This is a genomic window from Brachybacterium vulturis (genome assembly GCF_043641765.1).
In the GTDB taxonomy this organism is placed as follows: Bacteria; Actinomycetota; Actinomycetes; order Actinomycetales; family Dermabacteraceae; genus Brachybacterium; species Brachybacterium vulturis_A.
On record NZ_JBHZRO010000004.1, the window covers coordinates 73,156 to 88,390 of the forward strand.

Sequence of the window (15,235 nt, forward strand, 5' to 3'; positions counted from 1 at the left end):
GAGGAGAGGTGGGCGACATACTGGGTCCATGAGCGATCACGAGTACACCGGACATGTCGAGCCCGGCGACGAGCCGATGGTGCGGGACCTGCGCCACGTGCAGATCCGCAAGCTCTCCGTGGGGCCGATGAACAACAACGCCTATCTGCTGACCTGCCGGTCGAGTCGGGCGCAGCTGCTGATCGACGCCGCAGCGGACACCGACGCGCTGCGTCGCATGGTCGCCGCGGGTGGGGAGCACAACGGACTCCATCTCATCGTCACCACGCACAGCCACCACGACCACGTGGGCGCGCTCGCGGAGATGATGGCGGCCACCGGTGCCCGCACCGCCGCCGGCGAGGCCGACGCCAAGGAGATCACGGAGCGGATCGACGTGCCCCTGGTGCATGGCGATGTGCTCGAGTTCGGCGCGCAGCAGGTCGAGATCATCCATCTGCGCGGCCACACCCCCGGCTCGATCGCGGTGCTGCTGCGCGCCGGGGACGAGGGCGACCACCTCTTCACCGGCGACTCCCTGTTCCCGGGCGGGGTGGGCAACACGGACCAGGACCCCCAGCGCTTCGCGCAGCTGATCGACGACGTCGAGCAGCGGCTCTTCGACCGCCTCGGGGACGAGACCTGGGTGTATCCCGGGCACGGGGACGACACCACCCTCGGCGCGGAGCGGGCCTCACTGCCGGCCTGGCGCGAGCGGGGCTGGTGACCGCTCCCCCGTCACCGACGTGGTGCGTCCTCGGTCGCGGTGACGGCGGGCGTACCCGTCTGCTCGCACTGGATGCGGACGGCGGGCGGCTCGAGGACGAGGAGACCGGGGCCGACGGTCTCCCCTCGCTCGTCGCCCGGTGGGAGGCGGAGCACTCCCCGCGCTGGGTGTTCAGCGATGCGGCGGCCTGGTATCCGCGGCTGCTCGCGGCCGGGGTGAGGGTCCAGCGCTGCCACGACCTGCGGCTGGTGCACCGGATCCTGCGCCACTCGGCGCTCGTGCACGACGCGGAGGCGCTGCGCGCGGCCGACGTGTGGGACACCCCGCTGGACCCCCAGGCGCCCGTGCGGGATACGGGAGCGACGCTGTTCGACCTCGCGGCGACGTCCCCGCGCTCCGGCGGTGTGCCCTCCGACCTCGAGGAGACGCTGGCCGAGCACGCCCGGCAGCGCACCGCGATCGCCGGGGCGGAGGACCCGGCGCGGCTGCGCCTGCTGGTCGCCGCCGAATCGGCCGGGGCGCTGATCGCGGCCGAGCTGCAGGCGGCCGGGATCCCGTGGGATGTGGCCGAGCACGACCGGATCCTCACCGCCGCGCTCGGGCCGCGCCCCTCCCCCGGCACCCCGCCGTCGAAGATGGTGGCCGCCGGCGCCGAGGTGCGCGCCGCGCTCGGTGACCCGCTGGTGCCGCTGGAGTCCCCGCCGAAGCTGCTGCGCGCCCTGCACCGCTCCGGGATCGACGTCCCCTCCACCTCGCAGTGGGAGCTGCAGCAGCACGAGCACCCGGCGATCGAGCCGCTGCTGCGGTACAAGAAGATGTCGCGCCTGCTCACCGCGAACGGCTGGACCTGGCTGGATGAATGGGTGCACGAGGGCAGGTACCGGCCCGTGTACGTGCCGGGCGGGGTGGTCACCGGACGCTGGGCCTCCAGCGGCGGCGGGGCGCTGCAGCTTCCCCGGCAGCTGCGACCGGCGCTGCGCGCCGATGCGGACTGGCGCCTGATCAGCGCCGACGTCTCCCAGCTGGAGCCACGGGTGCTCGCGGCGATGTCCGGTGACCCCACGATGATCGCCGCGGGTGCCGGGAAGGACCTCTACGCCGGGATCGTCGAGGCGGGGATCGTGCAGACCCGGCAGGAGGCGAAGATCGGGGTGCTCGGCGCGCTGTACGGCGGCACCACCGGGGACAGCGCACGGGTGGTGCCGCGGCTGCGGCGGACCTTCCCTGCCGCGATGGCGCTGGTCGACGGGGCGGCCGCGACCGGGGAGCGCGGGGGGACGGTGACCACCTGGCTGGGCCGCTCCTCCCCTGCGCTCGAGGAGTCGTGGGCACAGGCGCAGCGTGCTGCGAACCAGGTCGATGCCTCGGCCGGTCAGCAGGAGGCGGCGCGACGCTCCGCCCGGGAGCGGGGCAGGTTCACCCGGAACTTCGTGGTCCAGGGCACGGCGGCCGAATGGGCGCTGTCCTGGATGGCGGCGCTGCGGCTGCGGCTCGCACGCTTCGCGGAGGTGCCGGAGTCGGCCGCGGCCGTGGCGTCCGGGCCGGTGTTCTCCCGTCGGGCGCATCTGGCGTTCTTCCTCCATGACGAGGTGATCGTCCACGCCCCCGCAGAGCAGGCCGAGGCCGCGGCGACAGCGATCCGCGAAGCCGCCGATGCGGCCGGGCGACTGCTGTTCCCCGGCAGCGCGATCGACTTCCCCTTGGATCTGGAGATCAGCGAGCGCTCGGCGGAGAAGTAGGCTCCGCGGGCTGAGCGGGCTCCTGCGGATCACGGCTGTCGAGCGCGGCCACCGCGAGGGACAGCCCCCCGTAGGCGAGACCCATCACCACCCGAGGAGCGGGCACGCCCCGTCGGCGCAGCAGTCCCTCCAGGCCGCGGTCGAGCCAGATGCTCGCGGCGTCCGAGCCGGCGATGATGCCGCCGACCACGACCGGGACCGCGGCGGAGGACACCCGCCGGAGTGCTTTCCGGCGTGGTCCGACGGTATCGACCGCACCACCCGGTGTGCACCGACGATCGTCGTCAGCACGGCTGATCCTCGTCGACGCCGCACCCTCGCGGGAGGGATGCCCGTCCGGCATGATGAGTGGATGCGCCTGTGGTCACTGCACCCCCGTCACCTCGACCGTCAAGGCCTCACGGGCTGCTGGCGCGAGTCCCTGCTGGCCCAGGCCGTGCTCGCCGGACGCACGAACGGCTACCGCGCCCACCCCCAGCTCGAGCGGTTCCGCGCGCAGGACGAGCCGCTCGCCGCCGTCGGCTTCTACCTCTCCGTCCTGGCCGAGCAGGCCACGGCGCGCGGATACCGGTTCGATCGCTCGAGGATCGACCGCTCCCCCGCCGATGGAGCGGTAACTGCGCAGATCCCCGTCACCGACGGGCAGCTCACCCTCGAATGGAGGCATCTGCTCACAAAGCTCGAGCACCGCAGCCCCGAGCGCTGGCAGCGAGAGCTCCTCCTCGCGGGCCCCGACCCTCATCCGCTGTTCACGGTGGTGCCGGGCCCGGTCGAGCCGTGGGAGCGCGCACCCGGGTGAGGACGACCTCTGCCCGACCGGACAGCTCCGACGGATGCCCCCCACCCTCCATCCGTGCACATCATGCGACACCGGTCTCTCGTCTGTCGGTGCCCGGTGATGGGCTGGTACCGGACGTCACAGGAGCCGTCGCAGGGAGACCCCCTCATGACCATCACGCCATTGCCGGAGAGACCCGATGGGCGCATCGTCCGCCCGCGCCCCGACCGCCCGCAGGCCGAGGAGCTGGGCGAGCGGATCCAACAGCAGGCGGCGGTGATCGCCGAGGCCACCTGCAAGCTGCTGCTCATGGTCGCCGACTTCGACGAGCGCGCCGGGGTGGGCTGGTTCGTCGGCCTCAAGTCGACCGCCCACTGGCTGGCGTGGGCCTGCTCGATGACTCCGGGCACCGCCCGCGAGCACGTGCGGGTGGCGCGAACGCTCCCGACGATGCCGCTGACCGTCGCAGAGTTCCGGGCCGGGAGGCTGTCCTACTCCAAGGTCCGCGAGATCACCCGGGTGGCCGACCGGGTCGAGGAGGCCCAGCTGGTGGAGATGGCCCGCGCCATGACCGCCTCCCAGCTCGCCAGGGTCATCTCCTCGTTCCGCGCCGTCGACGGCAGTCGTCTCGGTCAGGACGCTGTCCGTGAGGCACGGTGACAGACCCGCGAGGACGGCATGGTGGAGATCCGTGCCGAGCTCCCCGCGGAGATGGGCGCCGAGGTGGTCACTGCGCTGGACCTCGCACTGGATCGCGACGGCCACGACCCGTCGGGGAGCGAGGAGGATGCCGCGCTCCGATCTGCCCCCGGGCCGACCGAGGAGACAGATGCTCACGACGACCCGACCCGGCTCGTCACGGAGGCCGCGCAGACCACCACGACGCCGACGCTGGAGCAGCGACGAGCCGATGCACTGCACGACCTCGCCCGGACCTACCTCGATGCCGAGCCCGATGACCGTTCCGGCGAGGGTCGCCACCTGGTCGTCGTCCAGGTCAGCGCGGACTCGCTCACCGCCGGCGTTCCCGCGGGAACGCTCGGGGCCGCTGGGCCTCCCACCGTCGACGTTTCCGCGGGAAGGTCCGAGCGCTGTGGGGTGGTCGGCCAGAGGCCATTGGAGGTGCACACTGCCGAGCGCCTCGCTTCCACCGGGAAGGTTGCTCTGCTGATCACCGATGACGGAGGGGAGGCCCTGCATCTGGGCCGGTCCCGCCGGCTCGCCTCTCCCGCCCAGCGCCGTGCCCTGCGGCTGCGCGACGGCGTCTGCAGCTTCCCGGGCTGCCATCAGAGTCGTCATCTCGATGCTCACCACACCACCCCGTGGTCACAGGGCGGTGCAACGGACATCGAGGGGTTGGCGCTGCTGTGCCGTCGTCACCATGTGCTGGTCCACGAGGGCGGTCTCCGGCTCGTCCCGGCCCTGGACCGGGCCACGCCGTCCGACCCTCGCTTCGACGTCCTCGACGAGTCCGGCCGTCCCGTGACGGCCCGCTGGCCGGCGCTGCTCGAACAGCTTGCCCTGCGACACCTCCCGGATGCCCCGGACGCCGAGGTGCGGTCCACGGCCTCTGCCTCCGCCTCTGTCCCCGCCTCCGGTGCCTCCGACGACGGTCCTGGCCCGGTCGGCGAACGGTCCGACCGCATCGCCGCCACCACCGGCGGAGCCGGCTTCCGACTCGCCGACTGTGTGGACGCGCTCTGCCGAGCAGTCGTGGAGCGGGCTGCCTGATCCTCGAGCGGTCGACCACCACGCCCTGGCTGCTGGCGCCGCGGGGCACGTTCTCACCGTCGGGCGAAGCGCCGCCACATCACGGTTGGAGAACACTTCTCTGGATATGCGTCGAATTATTGACTCCCCCGACCACGCGCCCTAGCGTCGCCAGCACGCGCATTTCACGATCTCGCGTGTCGATGACGACTCCGGATACGAAACTGGCTCCCCAGAAAGGCTCTCCGTGAACCTGATCAAGCGATTCAAGACCGTTGCGGCAGTATCGACGACACTTCTGCTGGCAGGCACTCTGGCCGCCTGCGGCGGCTCGGCCGAGGAGAGCAGCGGCGGCCTGCAGGACACGTACGTCGTCGCCACCGACACCTCGTTCGTGCCCTTCGAGTTCAAGGAGGACGGCGAGTACGTCGGCTTCGACATCGACATCGTCAACGAGATCGCTGACCGATCCGGATTCGAGATCGAGCTGGAGACCACCAATTTCGACGGGATCATCCCCGGCCTGCAGACCGGGACCTTCGACATCGCGATCGCCGGCATCACGATCACCGAGGATCGTGCCGAGGTCGTGGACTTCACCAGCCCGTACTACAAGTCGGGTCTGCGCATCGGCGTCCCGGCCGACGACACCAGCATCACCGGCGTGGAGGACCTCGAGGGCCTGACCATCGCCACCCGGCTCGGATCCACCAGCGCCGACTACATCGAGAACAACATCGACGGTGCGACGCCGAACACCTACGAGCAGCTCGACCAGGCGTACCTGTCGGTCGAGGGCGGCGGGTCGGACGCGGTGCTGTACGACGCCCCGAACGTGGAGTACTACATCAAGACCACCGGCGGCGACAGCCTGAAGATCGTCGGTGAGCTGCTCGAGGCCCAGGACTACGGACTCGCCGTCTCCCAGGGGAACGAGGACCTGCTCACGGCGATGAACGAGGCGCTCGCCGAGATGATCGAGGACGGCACCTACTCCGAGATCTACCAGGAGTGGTTCGGCAGCGAGCCGGAATGGCTGGACGAGCTGGCTGAGTCCCAGGTCAGCTGACCCTCCACGGATGAACCTGAACATGCACGGGTGGGCCGGCACGGCTCACCCGGAGGAGAAGGTGAGTGCCGAATGAGGACCCTGCTGGACTTCGACTGGATCGGCGTCCTCGACTTCCTGCCCCAGCTCGGCGTGGGCATGCTGTTCACGCTGCTGATCTCCGTCGTCGGGCTGGTGATCGGGTTCGTGCTGGGCGCGATCTTCGGACTCGCGCGCCTGAGCCGGTTCACGGTGGTCAACTGGATCGCCACCGCCTACATCGAAGTGGTGCGCGGAACCCCCCTGCTGGTGCAGGCGATCTGGTTGTTCTTCGCCCTGCCGCTGATCATCCAGTACACGCTGCCATCCGTGCTCGCCGGCATCATCGTGATCGGCGTCAACTCCGGCGCCTACATCGCCGAGATCGTCCGCGGTGCCGTCCAGTCCATCGACAAGGGACAGATGGAGGCGGGCCGATCCCTCGGCATGAGCCACCACGTCACCATGCGCAAGGTGATCTGGCCACAGGCGTTCAAGCGGATGATCCCGCCCCTGGGCAACCAGTTCATCATCAGCATCAAGGACACCTCGCTGCTGTCGGTGATCCTCGTGCCCGAGCTGCTGTTCCAGGCCCGGACCATCGCCTCGAACCAGTTCAATGCGGTGGAGATCTACACGGCCGTGGCCGTCTGCTACCTGGCGATCACACTGACCCTGTCCGGCGTGCTGCGCCTGACCGAGAAGCGTCTGGAGCTCCAGGCATGATCATCGACATCCACGACCTGCACAAGTCGTTCGGGACGAACGAGGTCCTCACCTCCATCGACCTCTCCGTCGACGACGGCGAGGTGGTCTGCGTGATCGGACCGTCCGGGTCGGGCAAGAGCACCTTGCTGCGCTGCATGAATCGGCTGGAGGAGATCACCAGCGGCGAGGTGGTGGTGGACGGTCACCGACTGACCGACCCCAAGCTCAAGATCGACACCATGCGTGCCGAGATCGGCATGGTGTTCCAGCAGTTCAACCTCTTCCCGCACAAGACCGTGATCGAGAACATCATGCTCGCACCGCAGATGGTGCGCCGTCTGGGCACGGACACGGCACGTGAGCGGGCCCGAGCCCTGCTCCGCAAGGTCGGCCTGTCGGACAAGGAGCTGGAGTATCCGAGCCGGCTCTCCGGCGGCCAGCAGCAGCGTGTGGCGATCGCCCGGGCGCTCGCGATGGAGCCGAAGATCATGCTGTTCGACGAGCCGACCTCCGCCCTCGACCCGGAGCTGGTGGGCGAGGTGCTCGCGGTGATGAAGGATCTCGCCCTGGAGGGCATGACCATGGTGGTGGTCACCCACGAGATGGGCTTCGCCCGCGAGGTCGGCGACCGGCTGATCTTCATGGACGAGGGCAGGATCGTGGAGGAAGGGGTCCCGGCAACGGTCTTCGACCACCCGCAGGAGACGCGCACGCAGGCGTTCCTGGAAAAGATCCTCTGAGGCATCACCCGGGCGCTGCGCGGGCCCCTTGCGGACCCGCGCGGAGCTCCCACGGGATCGTCGTTCAGCTCGAGCGCTGCACCGCCCGCAGCTCCTTCTTCAGCTCCTGCACCTCGTCGCGCAGCCGGCCGGCGACCTCGAACTGGAGGGTCTCGGCGGCCTGGTACATCTGCGCGGTCATCTCGTCGATCATGCCGGTCAGCGCGCCCACCGGATCATCCCCCAGGTCCACGCTGCGGCCCTTGACCGCGTCGACGGCGTTCGAGCGCGCCCTGTCGGCGGCCACCCGCTCCTTGCCGGAGCGGTAGTCGGTGGCCATCAGGGTGTCGGTGTCGATGTCCTCGCGGGCCAGCATGTCGGTGACGTCCGCGATCCGTTTGCGCAGCGGGGTGGGGTCGATCCCGTTCTCCTCGTTGTACGCGATCTGCTTCTCGCGGCGACGGTTGGTCTCATCGATCGCGGACTGCATCGAATCGGTGATCCGGTCGGCGTACATGTGCACCTGGCCGGAGACGTTGCGGGCGGCGCGGCCGATGGTCTGGATCAGGGAGGTGCGGGAGCGCAGGAAGCCCTCCTTGTCCGCATCGAGGATCGCCACCAGCGACACCTCGGGCAGATCCAGGCCCTCGCGCAGCAGGTTGATGCCCACCAGCACGTCGAACTCCCCCAGGCGCAGCGAGCGCAGCAGCTCGATGCGGCGCAGCGTGTCCACGTCGGAGTGCAGGTACTGCACCCGCACCCCGTTCTCCAGCAGGAAGTCGGTGAGGTCCTCGGCCATGCGCTTGGTGAGCGTGGTGACCAGCACGCGCTCGTTGCGCTGGACCCGCTTCTCGATCTCCTCGCGCAGATCGTCGATCTGTCCCTTGACGGGCTTGACGATGACCTCGGGGTCGACCAGGCCCGTCGGGCGGATGATCTGCTCGACGTAGCCGTCGGCCCGGCCCAGCTCGTAGTCGGCCGGGGTGGCGGAGAGGTAGACGGTCTGGCCGGTGCGCTCGGTGAACTCGGAGAAGGTCAGCGGCCGGTTGTCCAGCGCCGAGGGCAGGCGGAAGCCGAAGTCGACCAGGGTGCGCTTGCGGGAGCGGTCCCCCTCGTACATCGCCCCGATCTGCGGGACGGTCACGTGCGACTCGTCGATGACCAGCAGGAAGTCCTCGGGGAAGTAGTCCATGAGCGTGTTCGGCGCGGTGCCGGGCTCGCGTCCGTCCAGATGGCGGGAGTAGTTCTCCACCCCGTTGGTGGAGCCCATCTGGCGCAGCATCTCGAGGTCGTGGGTGGTGCGCATCCGCAGCCGCTGCGCCTCGAGCAGCTGGTTCTGGTGCTCGAGCTCCTCCAGCCGCTCGGCGAGCTCGATCTCGATGGTGCCGATCGCGCGGGAGAGCCGCTCGGGGCCGGCCACGTAGTGGGAGGCGGGGAAGATGTGGATGTGCTCCTCCTGCCGGATCACCTCCCCGGTCATCGGATGCAGGGTGAAGATCGCGTCGATCTCGTCGCCGAAGAACTCGATGCGTATCGCGAGCTCCTCGTACATCGGGATGATCTCCACGGTGTCTCCGCGCACCCGGAAGGTGCCGCGCTCGAAGGCCACGTCGTTGCGGTCGTACTGCATGTCCACGAAGCGGGTCAGCAGCTCGTCGCGGTCCAGCTCCTGGCCGGTGCGCAGCTGCACCATCCGGTCCACGTACTCCTGCGGGGTGCCCAGGCCGTAGATGCAGGAGACGGAGGAGACCACCACCACGTCACGGCGGGTCAGCAGCGAGTTGGTGGCGCTGTGGCGCAGCCGCTCCACCTCGGCGTTGATCGAGGAGTCCTTCTCGATGTAGGTGTCCGACTGCGGGACGTACGCCTCGGGCTGGTAGTAGTCGTAGTAGGAGACGAAGTACTCCACCGCATTGTGCGGCAGCAGCTCGCGGAACTCGCTGGCGAGCTGGGCGGCGAGGGTCTTGTTGTGCGCCATGATCAGGGTGGGCCGCTGCACCTGCTCGATCAGCCAGGCCGTGGTCGCCGACTTGCCGGTGCCGGTGGCGCCCAGCAGCACCACATCCTGCTCGCCGTCGTTGATCCGCCGGGTGAGGTCGGCGATGGCGGTGGGCTGATCGCCCGAGGGGTGGTACTCGGAGACGACCTCGAAGGGATGTTCGGCGCGGACCAGATCGGTGACGGGACGCATGTGCCGAGCCTACGACCCCCGGCCGACGGGCGACACAGCCTTGCGGCGTCCTCAGCGCAGGGCGGAATCCCCGGGACCGGCCCCGAGCACGGCGAGCATCATGTCGAGGGCATGGAGGGCGCGGCCGGCGAGCGTCTCCCGATCAGCGGTGTTCAGCACCAGACGATCGGCGCGGCGGATCCGCTCGAGGTCGGTGACCTGTGCGGCCATGATCGATTCGACGTAGGCGCGGTCCTTGCCGCGGTCCCGGACCACCCGGTCGATGCGGTCCTCGCGCCGGGCGAGCACGGCGACGACCCCCCGATAGTCGGCCTCGTGGTGCTTCTCGAGCAGCAGGGGGCTGTCGTGGACGACCACCCGCTCCCCTGCCCGGGCCGCCTCCGCCTCCTCGGCGGCGACGGCGATGTCCACCCGGGACAGGACGATGCGTTCGAGGTCCGCTCGCGCATCGCCGTCGGCGAACACCAGGCGGGCCAGGGCGGCGCGGTCGATGCTGCCGCCGGGGGTGCGGAACTGCTCGCCGAAACGGGCGACGGCCTCCTCGACCCCGTCCCCGGGCAGGTCCAGGACCCTGCGGGAGTGGGCGTCGAGATCGATCACGCGATGCCCGGCGCGGCGCCAGAGATCGGCGACGGTGGACTTCCCGGAGCCGATCCCGCCGGTGAGGCCGAGCCGCAGCGGTGCGGTGACGTGGGGCATGCCTCGATGGTACGGCCCCGTAAGAGCCATCACGCGAAGGTTCCCGCTGGTGACGCCGGGGTCGTACCGTATCGGGGTGGACCCTCTCGAACTGCTGATCACCAATGACGTGCTGCGCGTCATGGACCTGCTGGGCGTGTTCGTGATGGGGGTCGCGGCCGGTGCGCTGGCCTCCCGGCTGAACTTCGATGCGGTCGGTTTCGCGGTCATCGGCATCATCGCCGGTCTCGGTGGCGGGATCGTGCGTGACCTGGTCCTCGACTTCGGCATCCCCGCAGCGTTCGCGGATCCGTGGTATCTCGCCTGTGCGCTGGGCGGCGCCGGCTTCACCTTCGTCATCGCCGCGGACGGCGCCTGGTGGCGGCGCCTGGTGTCCGTGCTGGACATCGCCGCGATGGGGCTGTGGGCGGCCACCGGCACCGCGAAGTCCCTCGGCTACGGGCTGGACGTGCTGCCGGCGATCCTGCTCGGCATCACCAGCGCGGTGGGCGGCGGGGTGATCCGTGACGTGCTGGTGGGGCGGATCCCCGCGATCTTCGGGGGCGGCCCGCTGTACGCGACCGGTGCGCTGGTCACCGCAGTCCTCACCTGGGCGGTGGTGGCTCTGGGCCTGCCCTCTCCGTTGGTGCTGATCGCCGTGGCCGTCGGCTCGCTGCTCGCCGGGGTCGCGGCGTGGCGGCGCTGGACGCTGCCCGGCCACAGCGAGTGGCAGGTGACGATGTCCGCCGCGCAGCTCAAGCGCCTGGTGCGCCGCACCCGCAAGCGCGAGCGTGAGCGCGTCGCCCTGGAGACCGGCACGATCCCCGTGATCGATCCCGACAGCGACGACCTCGCCGATGATGCGGCCGCGGAGGATCTCGACGCGGCGCGCTATGAGGATCGCGTCTTCGAGGCCTCCGCGGCCGAGGAGCTGCCCGGCTCCCCCGAGCACGGGCAGCAGCATGAGCAGCGGGCGCCGGACCCCGGCCCGTCCGGCGACGACCCGGCGGACCACGAGGATCCGGCGGGCGAGAGCCGCTGAGCCGCGCCCGGGTCCAGCGACCCGCCGCGTGGCCCCGGGTCGGGATCAGGGCCGCAGCAGCTCGAGCATCCCCGCGACGTCCTGTGCCCGCAGCTGGCCCGGCGCGGATCCCTCGCCGACCGTCGCGAAGGTGGCGGCGCTGGCGAAGGTCTCGGCGGCGACGCGGCTGCTGGACCCCAGCGGGCCCATGCTGATCGCGATATGGGGGCCCGAGAGATCCTCGGCGGCGGTCAGGCTGGCCGAGAGCAGGGTGAGGACGTCGCGGGGGCCGCGGGGCGTGACCGCGATCTTCGGGACATCCGCGCCGAGCCGTCGCTGGGCACGCAGGATCTCCACCAGCTCCGCCTCGGCCGGGGTCGACTCCATGTCGTGGAAGGAGCCGACGACCACCGTGCCGTGACGGTGGGCGGCGGAGATGACGCGAGCGACCGTCGCCGGTGCACGGGAGGTCTCGATGTCGACCAGGTCGACCGGGGACTGGGTGCCGGCGCGGCGGAGCGCGATCAGGGATTCGAGCAGGATCCCCAGGTCGCGATCCGCGATCGGGCGGGCGCCGCCCTCGGCGGCGGTGCGGAAGGTCACCAGCAGCGCCCGGTCCGGGCCCAGGCGCGCACGCAGCGCGGGCAGCGCGGCCAGCACCGCCTCGCGATGCTCGCCGATGTCCTCGAGGTCGGTCCGGAAGCGGTCCAGCCGCCACTCCAGGATCCGGGCCGGGGTGCTGACCGCGGCATCGGCCTGGGCGAGCAGCTCCTCGGTCTCGGAGCCGACCAGCGGGACGATGATCTCGGGCCGGGCCCTGCCCAGCTCGATCCCGCGCACCGTCGCCGTGCGTCGGCGCGCATCGGTCTCCGGCACCGCGGCGGCCTCGGTTGCGGCGGTTTCGGCGGGGGTCGCGTCGTGGTCGGGGTGCTCGTCGTTCATGGGGTGCTCACTCCTCGGTGATCGCGGCGTAGGCGGACAGCAGCAGGGCGGGGTCGGGCCCCTCGATGCGGGAGACCTTCCCGATCCGATCCAGCACCACGAAGCGCAGCAGACCGGCGCGGGTCTTCTTGTCCCGCTTCATGGCGTCCTCGAGCTTCGGCCACTGTCGATCACGGTAGGTGGTGGGCAGGCCCAGCGAGGTGAGGATCTCGCGGTGGCGATCGACCTCGGCCTCGGAGAGCTTGCCCGACAGGTGCGAGATCTCGGCGGCGAACATCATGCCGATGCTCACCGCGGCGCCGTGACGCCACTGGTAGCGCTCATTGCGCTCGATGGCGTGGGCGAGCGTGTGGCCGTAGTTGAGGATCTCGCGCTCCCCCGCCTCTCGCAGATCGGCCGAGACCACCCGGGCCTTGACCCGGATCGCTCGCTCGATGACCTCGCGGAACTGCGCCGTGGTGACGTCGAGGGCTGCCGCGGGATCCTGCTCGAGGATGTCCAGGATGCGCGCGTCCTCGATGAAGCCCGCCTTGACCGCTTCGGCGAGACCGGCGGCGATGTCGTGCGCGCCGAGGGTGCCCAGCACGTCGAGATCCGCGACCACGGCGACCGGCGGGTGGAAGGCGCCGACGAGGTTCTTGCCCTCGGCGGTGTTGATGCCGGTCTTGCCGCCCACGGCCGCGTCGACCATGGCGGCGACCGTGGTGGGCACCTGGAGGACGTCGATCCCGCGCAGCCAGGACGCGGCGACGAAGCCGGCCAGATCCGTCGCGGCCCCGCCGCCCAGACCCACCACCAGGTCGCTGCGGCCGATCTCGGCCTGCCCGCAGACTCCCCAGAGGAAACCGGCGACCTGGGCGGTCTTCGCCTCCTCACCGTCGGGGATCTCGGCGGCGAAGGCCTGCCGGCCGGTCTCGGCGATCGCGCTGCGCACCTGCTCCGCGACGTCGCGCAGGCTCGGCTGGTGCACGATGACGATGCGTCGCACGCGTGCGGGCACGAAGGCGGGGAGGTCGGCGAGCAGACCACGACCGACGTGCACGTCGTAGCCGCCGGTCGGGGTGGTCACGGGAATGACCGTCGTGCTCATGAGATCTCCTTCTCGGGGTGGGGCGTGGGATCGTCGCGCAGGACGCGGAGGATGGAGCGGGCGACCCGGGCCGGGGTGCCGTGGCCGGAATCGATGCGGAGCGCCGCCAGCTCGCGGTAGCAGGGGGCGCGCTGCACGGCCAGCTCCCGCCAGCGGGACATCGGGTCCTCGCCCGACAGCAACGGGCGGCCCGTGCCGTGCGCGATCCGGCGGGCGGCGATGGCCTCATCGACGTCGAGCCAGATCACCGGCGCACCCTGCAGCAGTTCCCGGGAGACGGGGTGCAGCGGGGCACCGCCGCCGAGGGACAGCACCCCGGGGTGCTCGTGCAGCGCCCGGGCGAGGGTCGCGGCCTCGAGCTCACGGAAGCCGGCCTCCCCGTCCGCGGCGAAGATCTCGGGGATGGTGCGGCCATCGGTCTCCACGATCAGGGCGTCGAGGTCCGCGAAGGGGACCTCGAGCCGGGAGGCGAGGGCGCGGCCGACGCTGGTCTTCCCCGCGGCCATCGGACCGATGAGGATCGCGAGGGGGCCGGTCACGGAGCGGGGTCCGGACGGCGGTCGGTCAGCGCCGACTGCAGAGCCTGGGTCCCCTCCAGGTGGGCTCGGATCTCGGCCACGGAATCGCCGCCGGTCTTCTCCAGCAGGGCGTCGGCGAGTGTCAGCGCGACCACGGCCTCGGCGATCACCGCCGCCGGGGCGACGGCGCAGGTGTCGGAGCGCTGGTGGTTGGCGGTGGTCTGCTCACCGGTGGAGACGTCGACGGTGCGCAGCGCACGGGGCACCGTGGAGATCGGCTTCAGGGCACCGCGCACCCGGATGACCTGGCCATTGGTCATGCCGCCCTCGATCCCGCCGGCGCGGTTGGTCACGCGCGGGTAGGTCCCCGAGGAGGGTGAACCGGTCCCGGACTGGGTCTCGTCGACGGCGAGGATCTCGTCGTGGGCCGCGGAGCCGCGACGACCGGCGGTGGCGAAGCCGTCCCCGATCTCGACGGCCTTCATCGCCTGGATGGACATGATCGCCTGGGCGAGCCGGCCGTCCAGGCGGCGGTCCCACTGGATATGGGAGCCGAGTCCGACGGGGGCGCCGTAGGCGAGGACCTCGACCACGCCGCCGAGGGTGTCGCCGTCGGCCTTGGCGGCGTCGACCTCCGCGACCATCGCGGCCGAGGTCTCACGGTGGAAGCAGCGCAGCGGATCGGCGTCCAGCGCCTCGAGGTCCTCCGGGGTGGGCAGGTCCGCATCCTCGGGCACCCGCACCCCACCGACCTGCAGAGTGTGGGCGACCAGCCGGATGCCGGCGGCCTGCTCGAGCAGCGCGGCGGCGACCCTGCCGGCGACGACCCGGGCGGCGGTCTCGCGGGCGCTGGCGCGTTCGAGGATCGGTCGGGCCTCGTCGAAGCCGTACTTCAGCATCCCCGAGAGATCGGCGTGGCCGGGACGAGGACGGGAGAGCGCCCGGTTGCGGGCGATCTCGCGCTCGTCGCCGGTGCCGGCATCGATCAGGAGGTCCTCCCGCGCGACCGGATCGGCGCTCATCACCTTCTCCCACTTCGGCCACTCCGAGTTCGCGATCTCGATCGCCAGCGGTGAGCCGAGGGTGCGGCCGTGGCGGAGCCCGCCGTGGATCGTCAGCACGTCCTGCTCGAACTTCTGCCGACTGCCGCGGCCGTGGCCGAGTCGGCGGCGTGCCAGCGCCGCCTTCAGATCGTCACTGGTCAGCTCGATACCGGCGGGGACGCCGTCGAGCAGGGAGATGAGAGAGGGGCCATGGGATTCCCCGGCCGTGAGCCAGCGCAACATGGCCTCGATTCTCTCATGCGGCGCAGCCTCCCCGTCCCGGCGTCCGAGGCCGGGACCCCGGT

15 protein-coding genes and 1 pseudogene are annotated in these 15,235 nt (G+C 71.0%); 9 read left to right on the forward strand and 7 right to left on the reverse strand.

Annotated features, from left to right (window positions below):
- The first annotated feature begins 28 nt into the window (after positions 1-28).
- The gene (locus tag ACHUEU_RS04200; protein ID WP_394214646.1) at positions 29-706 is read left to right on the forward strand and encodes an MBL fold metallo-hydrolase; all 678 of its coding nucleotides are present in this window, start codon (positions 29-31) and stop codon (positions 704-706) included.
- Entirely contained in the window at positions 703-2,445 is a 1,743-nt protein-coding gene (locus tag ACHUEU_RS04205; RefSeq protein WP_394214647.1) for a bifunctional 3'-5' exonuclease/DNA polymerase, read from the forward strand. Before ACHUEU_RS04200 ends, ACHUEU_RS04205 begins: the two co-directional genes overlap by 4 nt.
- On the opposite strand, the gene ACHUEU_RS04210 is transcribed toward ACHUEU_RS04205, so the two are convergent.
- Positions 2,420-2,659, reverse strand: coding sequence for a hypothetical protein (locus tag ACHUEU_RS04210; protein WP_394214648.1), 240 nt, complete (start codon positions 2,657-2,659; stop codon positions 2,420-2,422). The genes ACHUEU_RS04205 and ACHUEU_RS04210 overlap by 26 nt on opposite strands.
- A gap of 138 nt (positions 2,660-2,797) precedes the next feature.
- Between ACHUEU_RS04210 and ACHUEU_RS04215 the strand changes: the two genes are divergently transcribed.
- The 6 genes and pseudogenes from ACHUEU_RS04215 to ACHUEU_RS04240 all read left to right on the forward strand — a co-directional run bounded on the left by ACHUEU_RS04215 (position 2,798) and on the right by ACHUEU_RS04240 (position 7,468).
- Entirely contained in the window at positions 2,798-3,244 is a 447-nt protein-coding gene (locus ACHUEU_RS04215) for a pyrimidine dimer DNA glycosylase/endonuclease V (RefSeq protein ID WP_394214649.1), read from the forward strand.
- Positions 3,245-3,532: 288 nt separating this feature from the next.
- A pseudogene (locus ACHUEU_RS04220) lies at positions 3,533-4,471 on the forward strand (DUF222 domain-containing protein); the annotation flags it as partial.
- A gap of 3 nt (positions 4,472-4,474) precedes the next feature.
- Positions 4,475-4,954, forward strand: a complete 480-nt coding sequence (locus ACHUEU_RS04225) for an HNH endonuclease signature motif containing protein (protein ID WP_394214796.1) — start codon at positions 4,475-4,477, stop codon at positions 4,952-4,954.
- 226 nt (positions 4,955-5,180) lie between these two features.
- Positions 5,181-6,002, forward strand: coding sequence for a transporter substrate-binding domain-containing protein (locus ACHUEU_RS04230; protein ID WP_394214650.1), 822 nt, complete (start codon positions 5,181-5,183; stop codon positions 6,000-6,002).
- Positions 6,003-6,074: 72 nt separating this feature from the next.
- Positions 6,075-6,746: an amino acid ABC transporter permease gene (locus ACHUEU_RS04235; protein ID WP_394214651.1), complete on the forward strand. Its 672-nt coding sequence runs from the start codon at positions 6,075-6,077 to the stop codon at positions 6,744-6,746.
- A complete protein-coding gene (locus ACHUEU_RS04240) occupies positions 6,743-7,468 on the forward strand; it encodes an amino acid ABC transporter ATP-binding protein (RefSeq protein WP_394214652.1) in 726 nt (241 codons plus the stop codon). Before ACHUEU_RS04235 ends, ACHUEU_RS04240 begins: the two co-directional genes overlap by 4 nt.
- 64 nt (positions 7,469-7,532) lie before the next feature.
- Here the strand turns inward: ACHUEU_RS04240 and uvrB are convergent, their stop codons facing one another.
- Both uvrB and coaE read right to left on the reverse strand, forming a co-directional pair.
- The gene (gene uvrB / locus ACHUEU_RS04245) at positions 7,533-9,638 is read right to left on the reverse strand and encodes an excinuclease ABC subunit UvrB (protein ID WP_394214653.1); all 2,106 of its coding nucleotides are present in this window, start codon (positions 9,636-9,638) and stop codon (positions 7,533-7,535) included.
- A 51-nt stretch (positions 9,639-9,689) separates the two neighbouring features.
- A complete protein-coding gene (coaE, locus tag ACHUEU_RS04250) occupies positions 9,690-10,337 on the reverse strand; it encodes a dephospho-CoA kinase (protein ID WP_394214654.1) in 648 nt (215 codons plus the stop codon).
- A 76-nt stretch (positions 10,338-10,413) separates the two neighbouring features.
- Between coaE and ACHUEU_RS04255 the strand changes: the two genes are divergently transcribed.
- On the forward strand, positions 10,414-11,358 hold the full coding sequence (locus ACHUEU_RS04255; RefSeq protein WP_394214655.1) for a trimeric intracellular cation channel family protein: 945 nt from the start codon (positions 10,414-10,416) through the stop codon (positions 11,356-11,358).
- A gap of 45 nt (positions 11,359-11,403) precedes the next feature.
- On the opposite strand, the gene aroD is transcribed toward ACHUEU_RS04255, so the two are convergent.
- Genes aroD through aroC form a run of 4 tightly spaced genes read right to left on the reverse strand, consistent with a single transcriptional unit; the run spans position 11,404 to position 15,173 of the window.
- The gene (gene aroD / locus ACHUEU_RS04260) at positions 11,404-12,279 is read right to left on the reverse strand and encodes a type I 3-dehydroquinate dehydratase (RefSeq protein ID WP_394214656.1); all 876 of its coding nucleotides are present in this window, start codon (positions 12,277-12,279) and stop codon (positions 11,404-11,406) included.
- Positions 12,280-12,286: 7 nt separating this feature from the next.
- A complete protein-coding gene (gene aroB / locus ACHUEU_RS04265; protein WP_394214657.1) occupies positions 12,287-13,369 on the reverse strand; it encodes a 3-dehydroquinate synthase in 1,083 nt (360 codons plus the stop codon).
- Positions 13,366-13,908 carry a shikimate kinase gene (locus tag ACHUEU_RS04270; RefSeq protein ID WP_394214658.1) on the reverse strand — a complete coding sequence of 181 codons (543 nt, stop codon included), beginning with the start codon at positions 13,906-13,908 and terminating at the stop codon, positions 13,366-13,368. The genes aroB and ACHUEU_RS04270 overlap by 4 nt, the downstream gene beginning before the upstream one ends.
- On the reverse strand, positions 13,905-15,173 hold the full coding sequence (gene aroC / locus ACHUEU_RS04275) for a chorismate synthase (protein ID WP_394214659.1): 1,269 nt from the start codon (positions 15,171-15,173) through the stop codon (positions 13,905-13,907). The genes ACHUEU_RS04270 and aroC overlap by 4 nt, the downstream gene beginning before the upstream one ends.
- Positions 15,174-15,235 lie beyond the last annotated feature (62 nt).

Bases quoted from the DNA above. Each gene is read 5' to 3' on its own strand.
- ACHUEU_RS04200 (WP_394214646.1), top strand. From the start codon at position 29: ATGAGCGATCACGAGTACACCGGACATGTCGAGCCCGGCGACGAGCCG.
- ACHUEU_RS04215 (WP_394214649.1), top strand. From the start codon at position 2,798: ATGCGCCTGTGGTCACTGCACCCCCGTCACCTCGACCGTCAAGGCCTC.
- ACHUEU_RS04235 (WP_394214651.1), top strand. From the start codon at position 6,075: ATGAGGACCCTGCTGGACTTCGACTGGATCGGCGTCCTCGACTTCCTG.
- ACHUEU_RS04240 (WP_394214652.1), top strand. From the start codon at position 6,743: ATGATCATCGACATCCACGACCTGCACAAGTCGTTCGGGACGAACGAG.
- uvrB (WP_394214653.1), bottom strand. From the start codon at position 9,638: ATGCGTCCCGTCACCGATCTGGTCCGCGCCGAACATCCCTTCGAGGTC.
- coaE (WP_394214654.1), bottom strand. From the start codon at position 10,337: ATGCCCCACGTCACCGCACCGCTGCGGCTCGGCCTCACCGGCGGGATC.
- aroD (WP_394214656.1), bottom strand. From the start codon at position 12,279: ATGAACGACGAGCACCCCGACCACGACGCGACCCCCGCCGAAACCGCC.
- aroB (WP_394214657.1), bottom strand. From the start codon at position 13,369: ATGAGCACGACGGTCATTCCCGTGACCACCCCGACCGGCGGCTACGAC.
- aroC (WP_394214659.1), bottom strand. From the start codon at position 15,173: ATGTTGCGCTGGCTCACGGCCGGGGAATCCCATGGCCCCTCTCTCATC.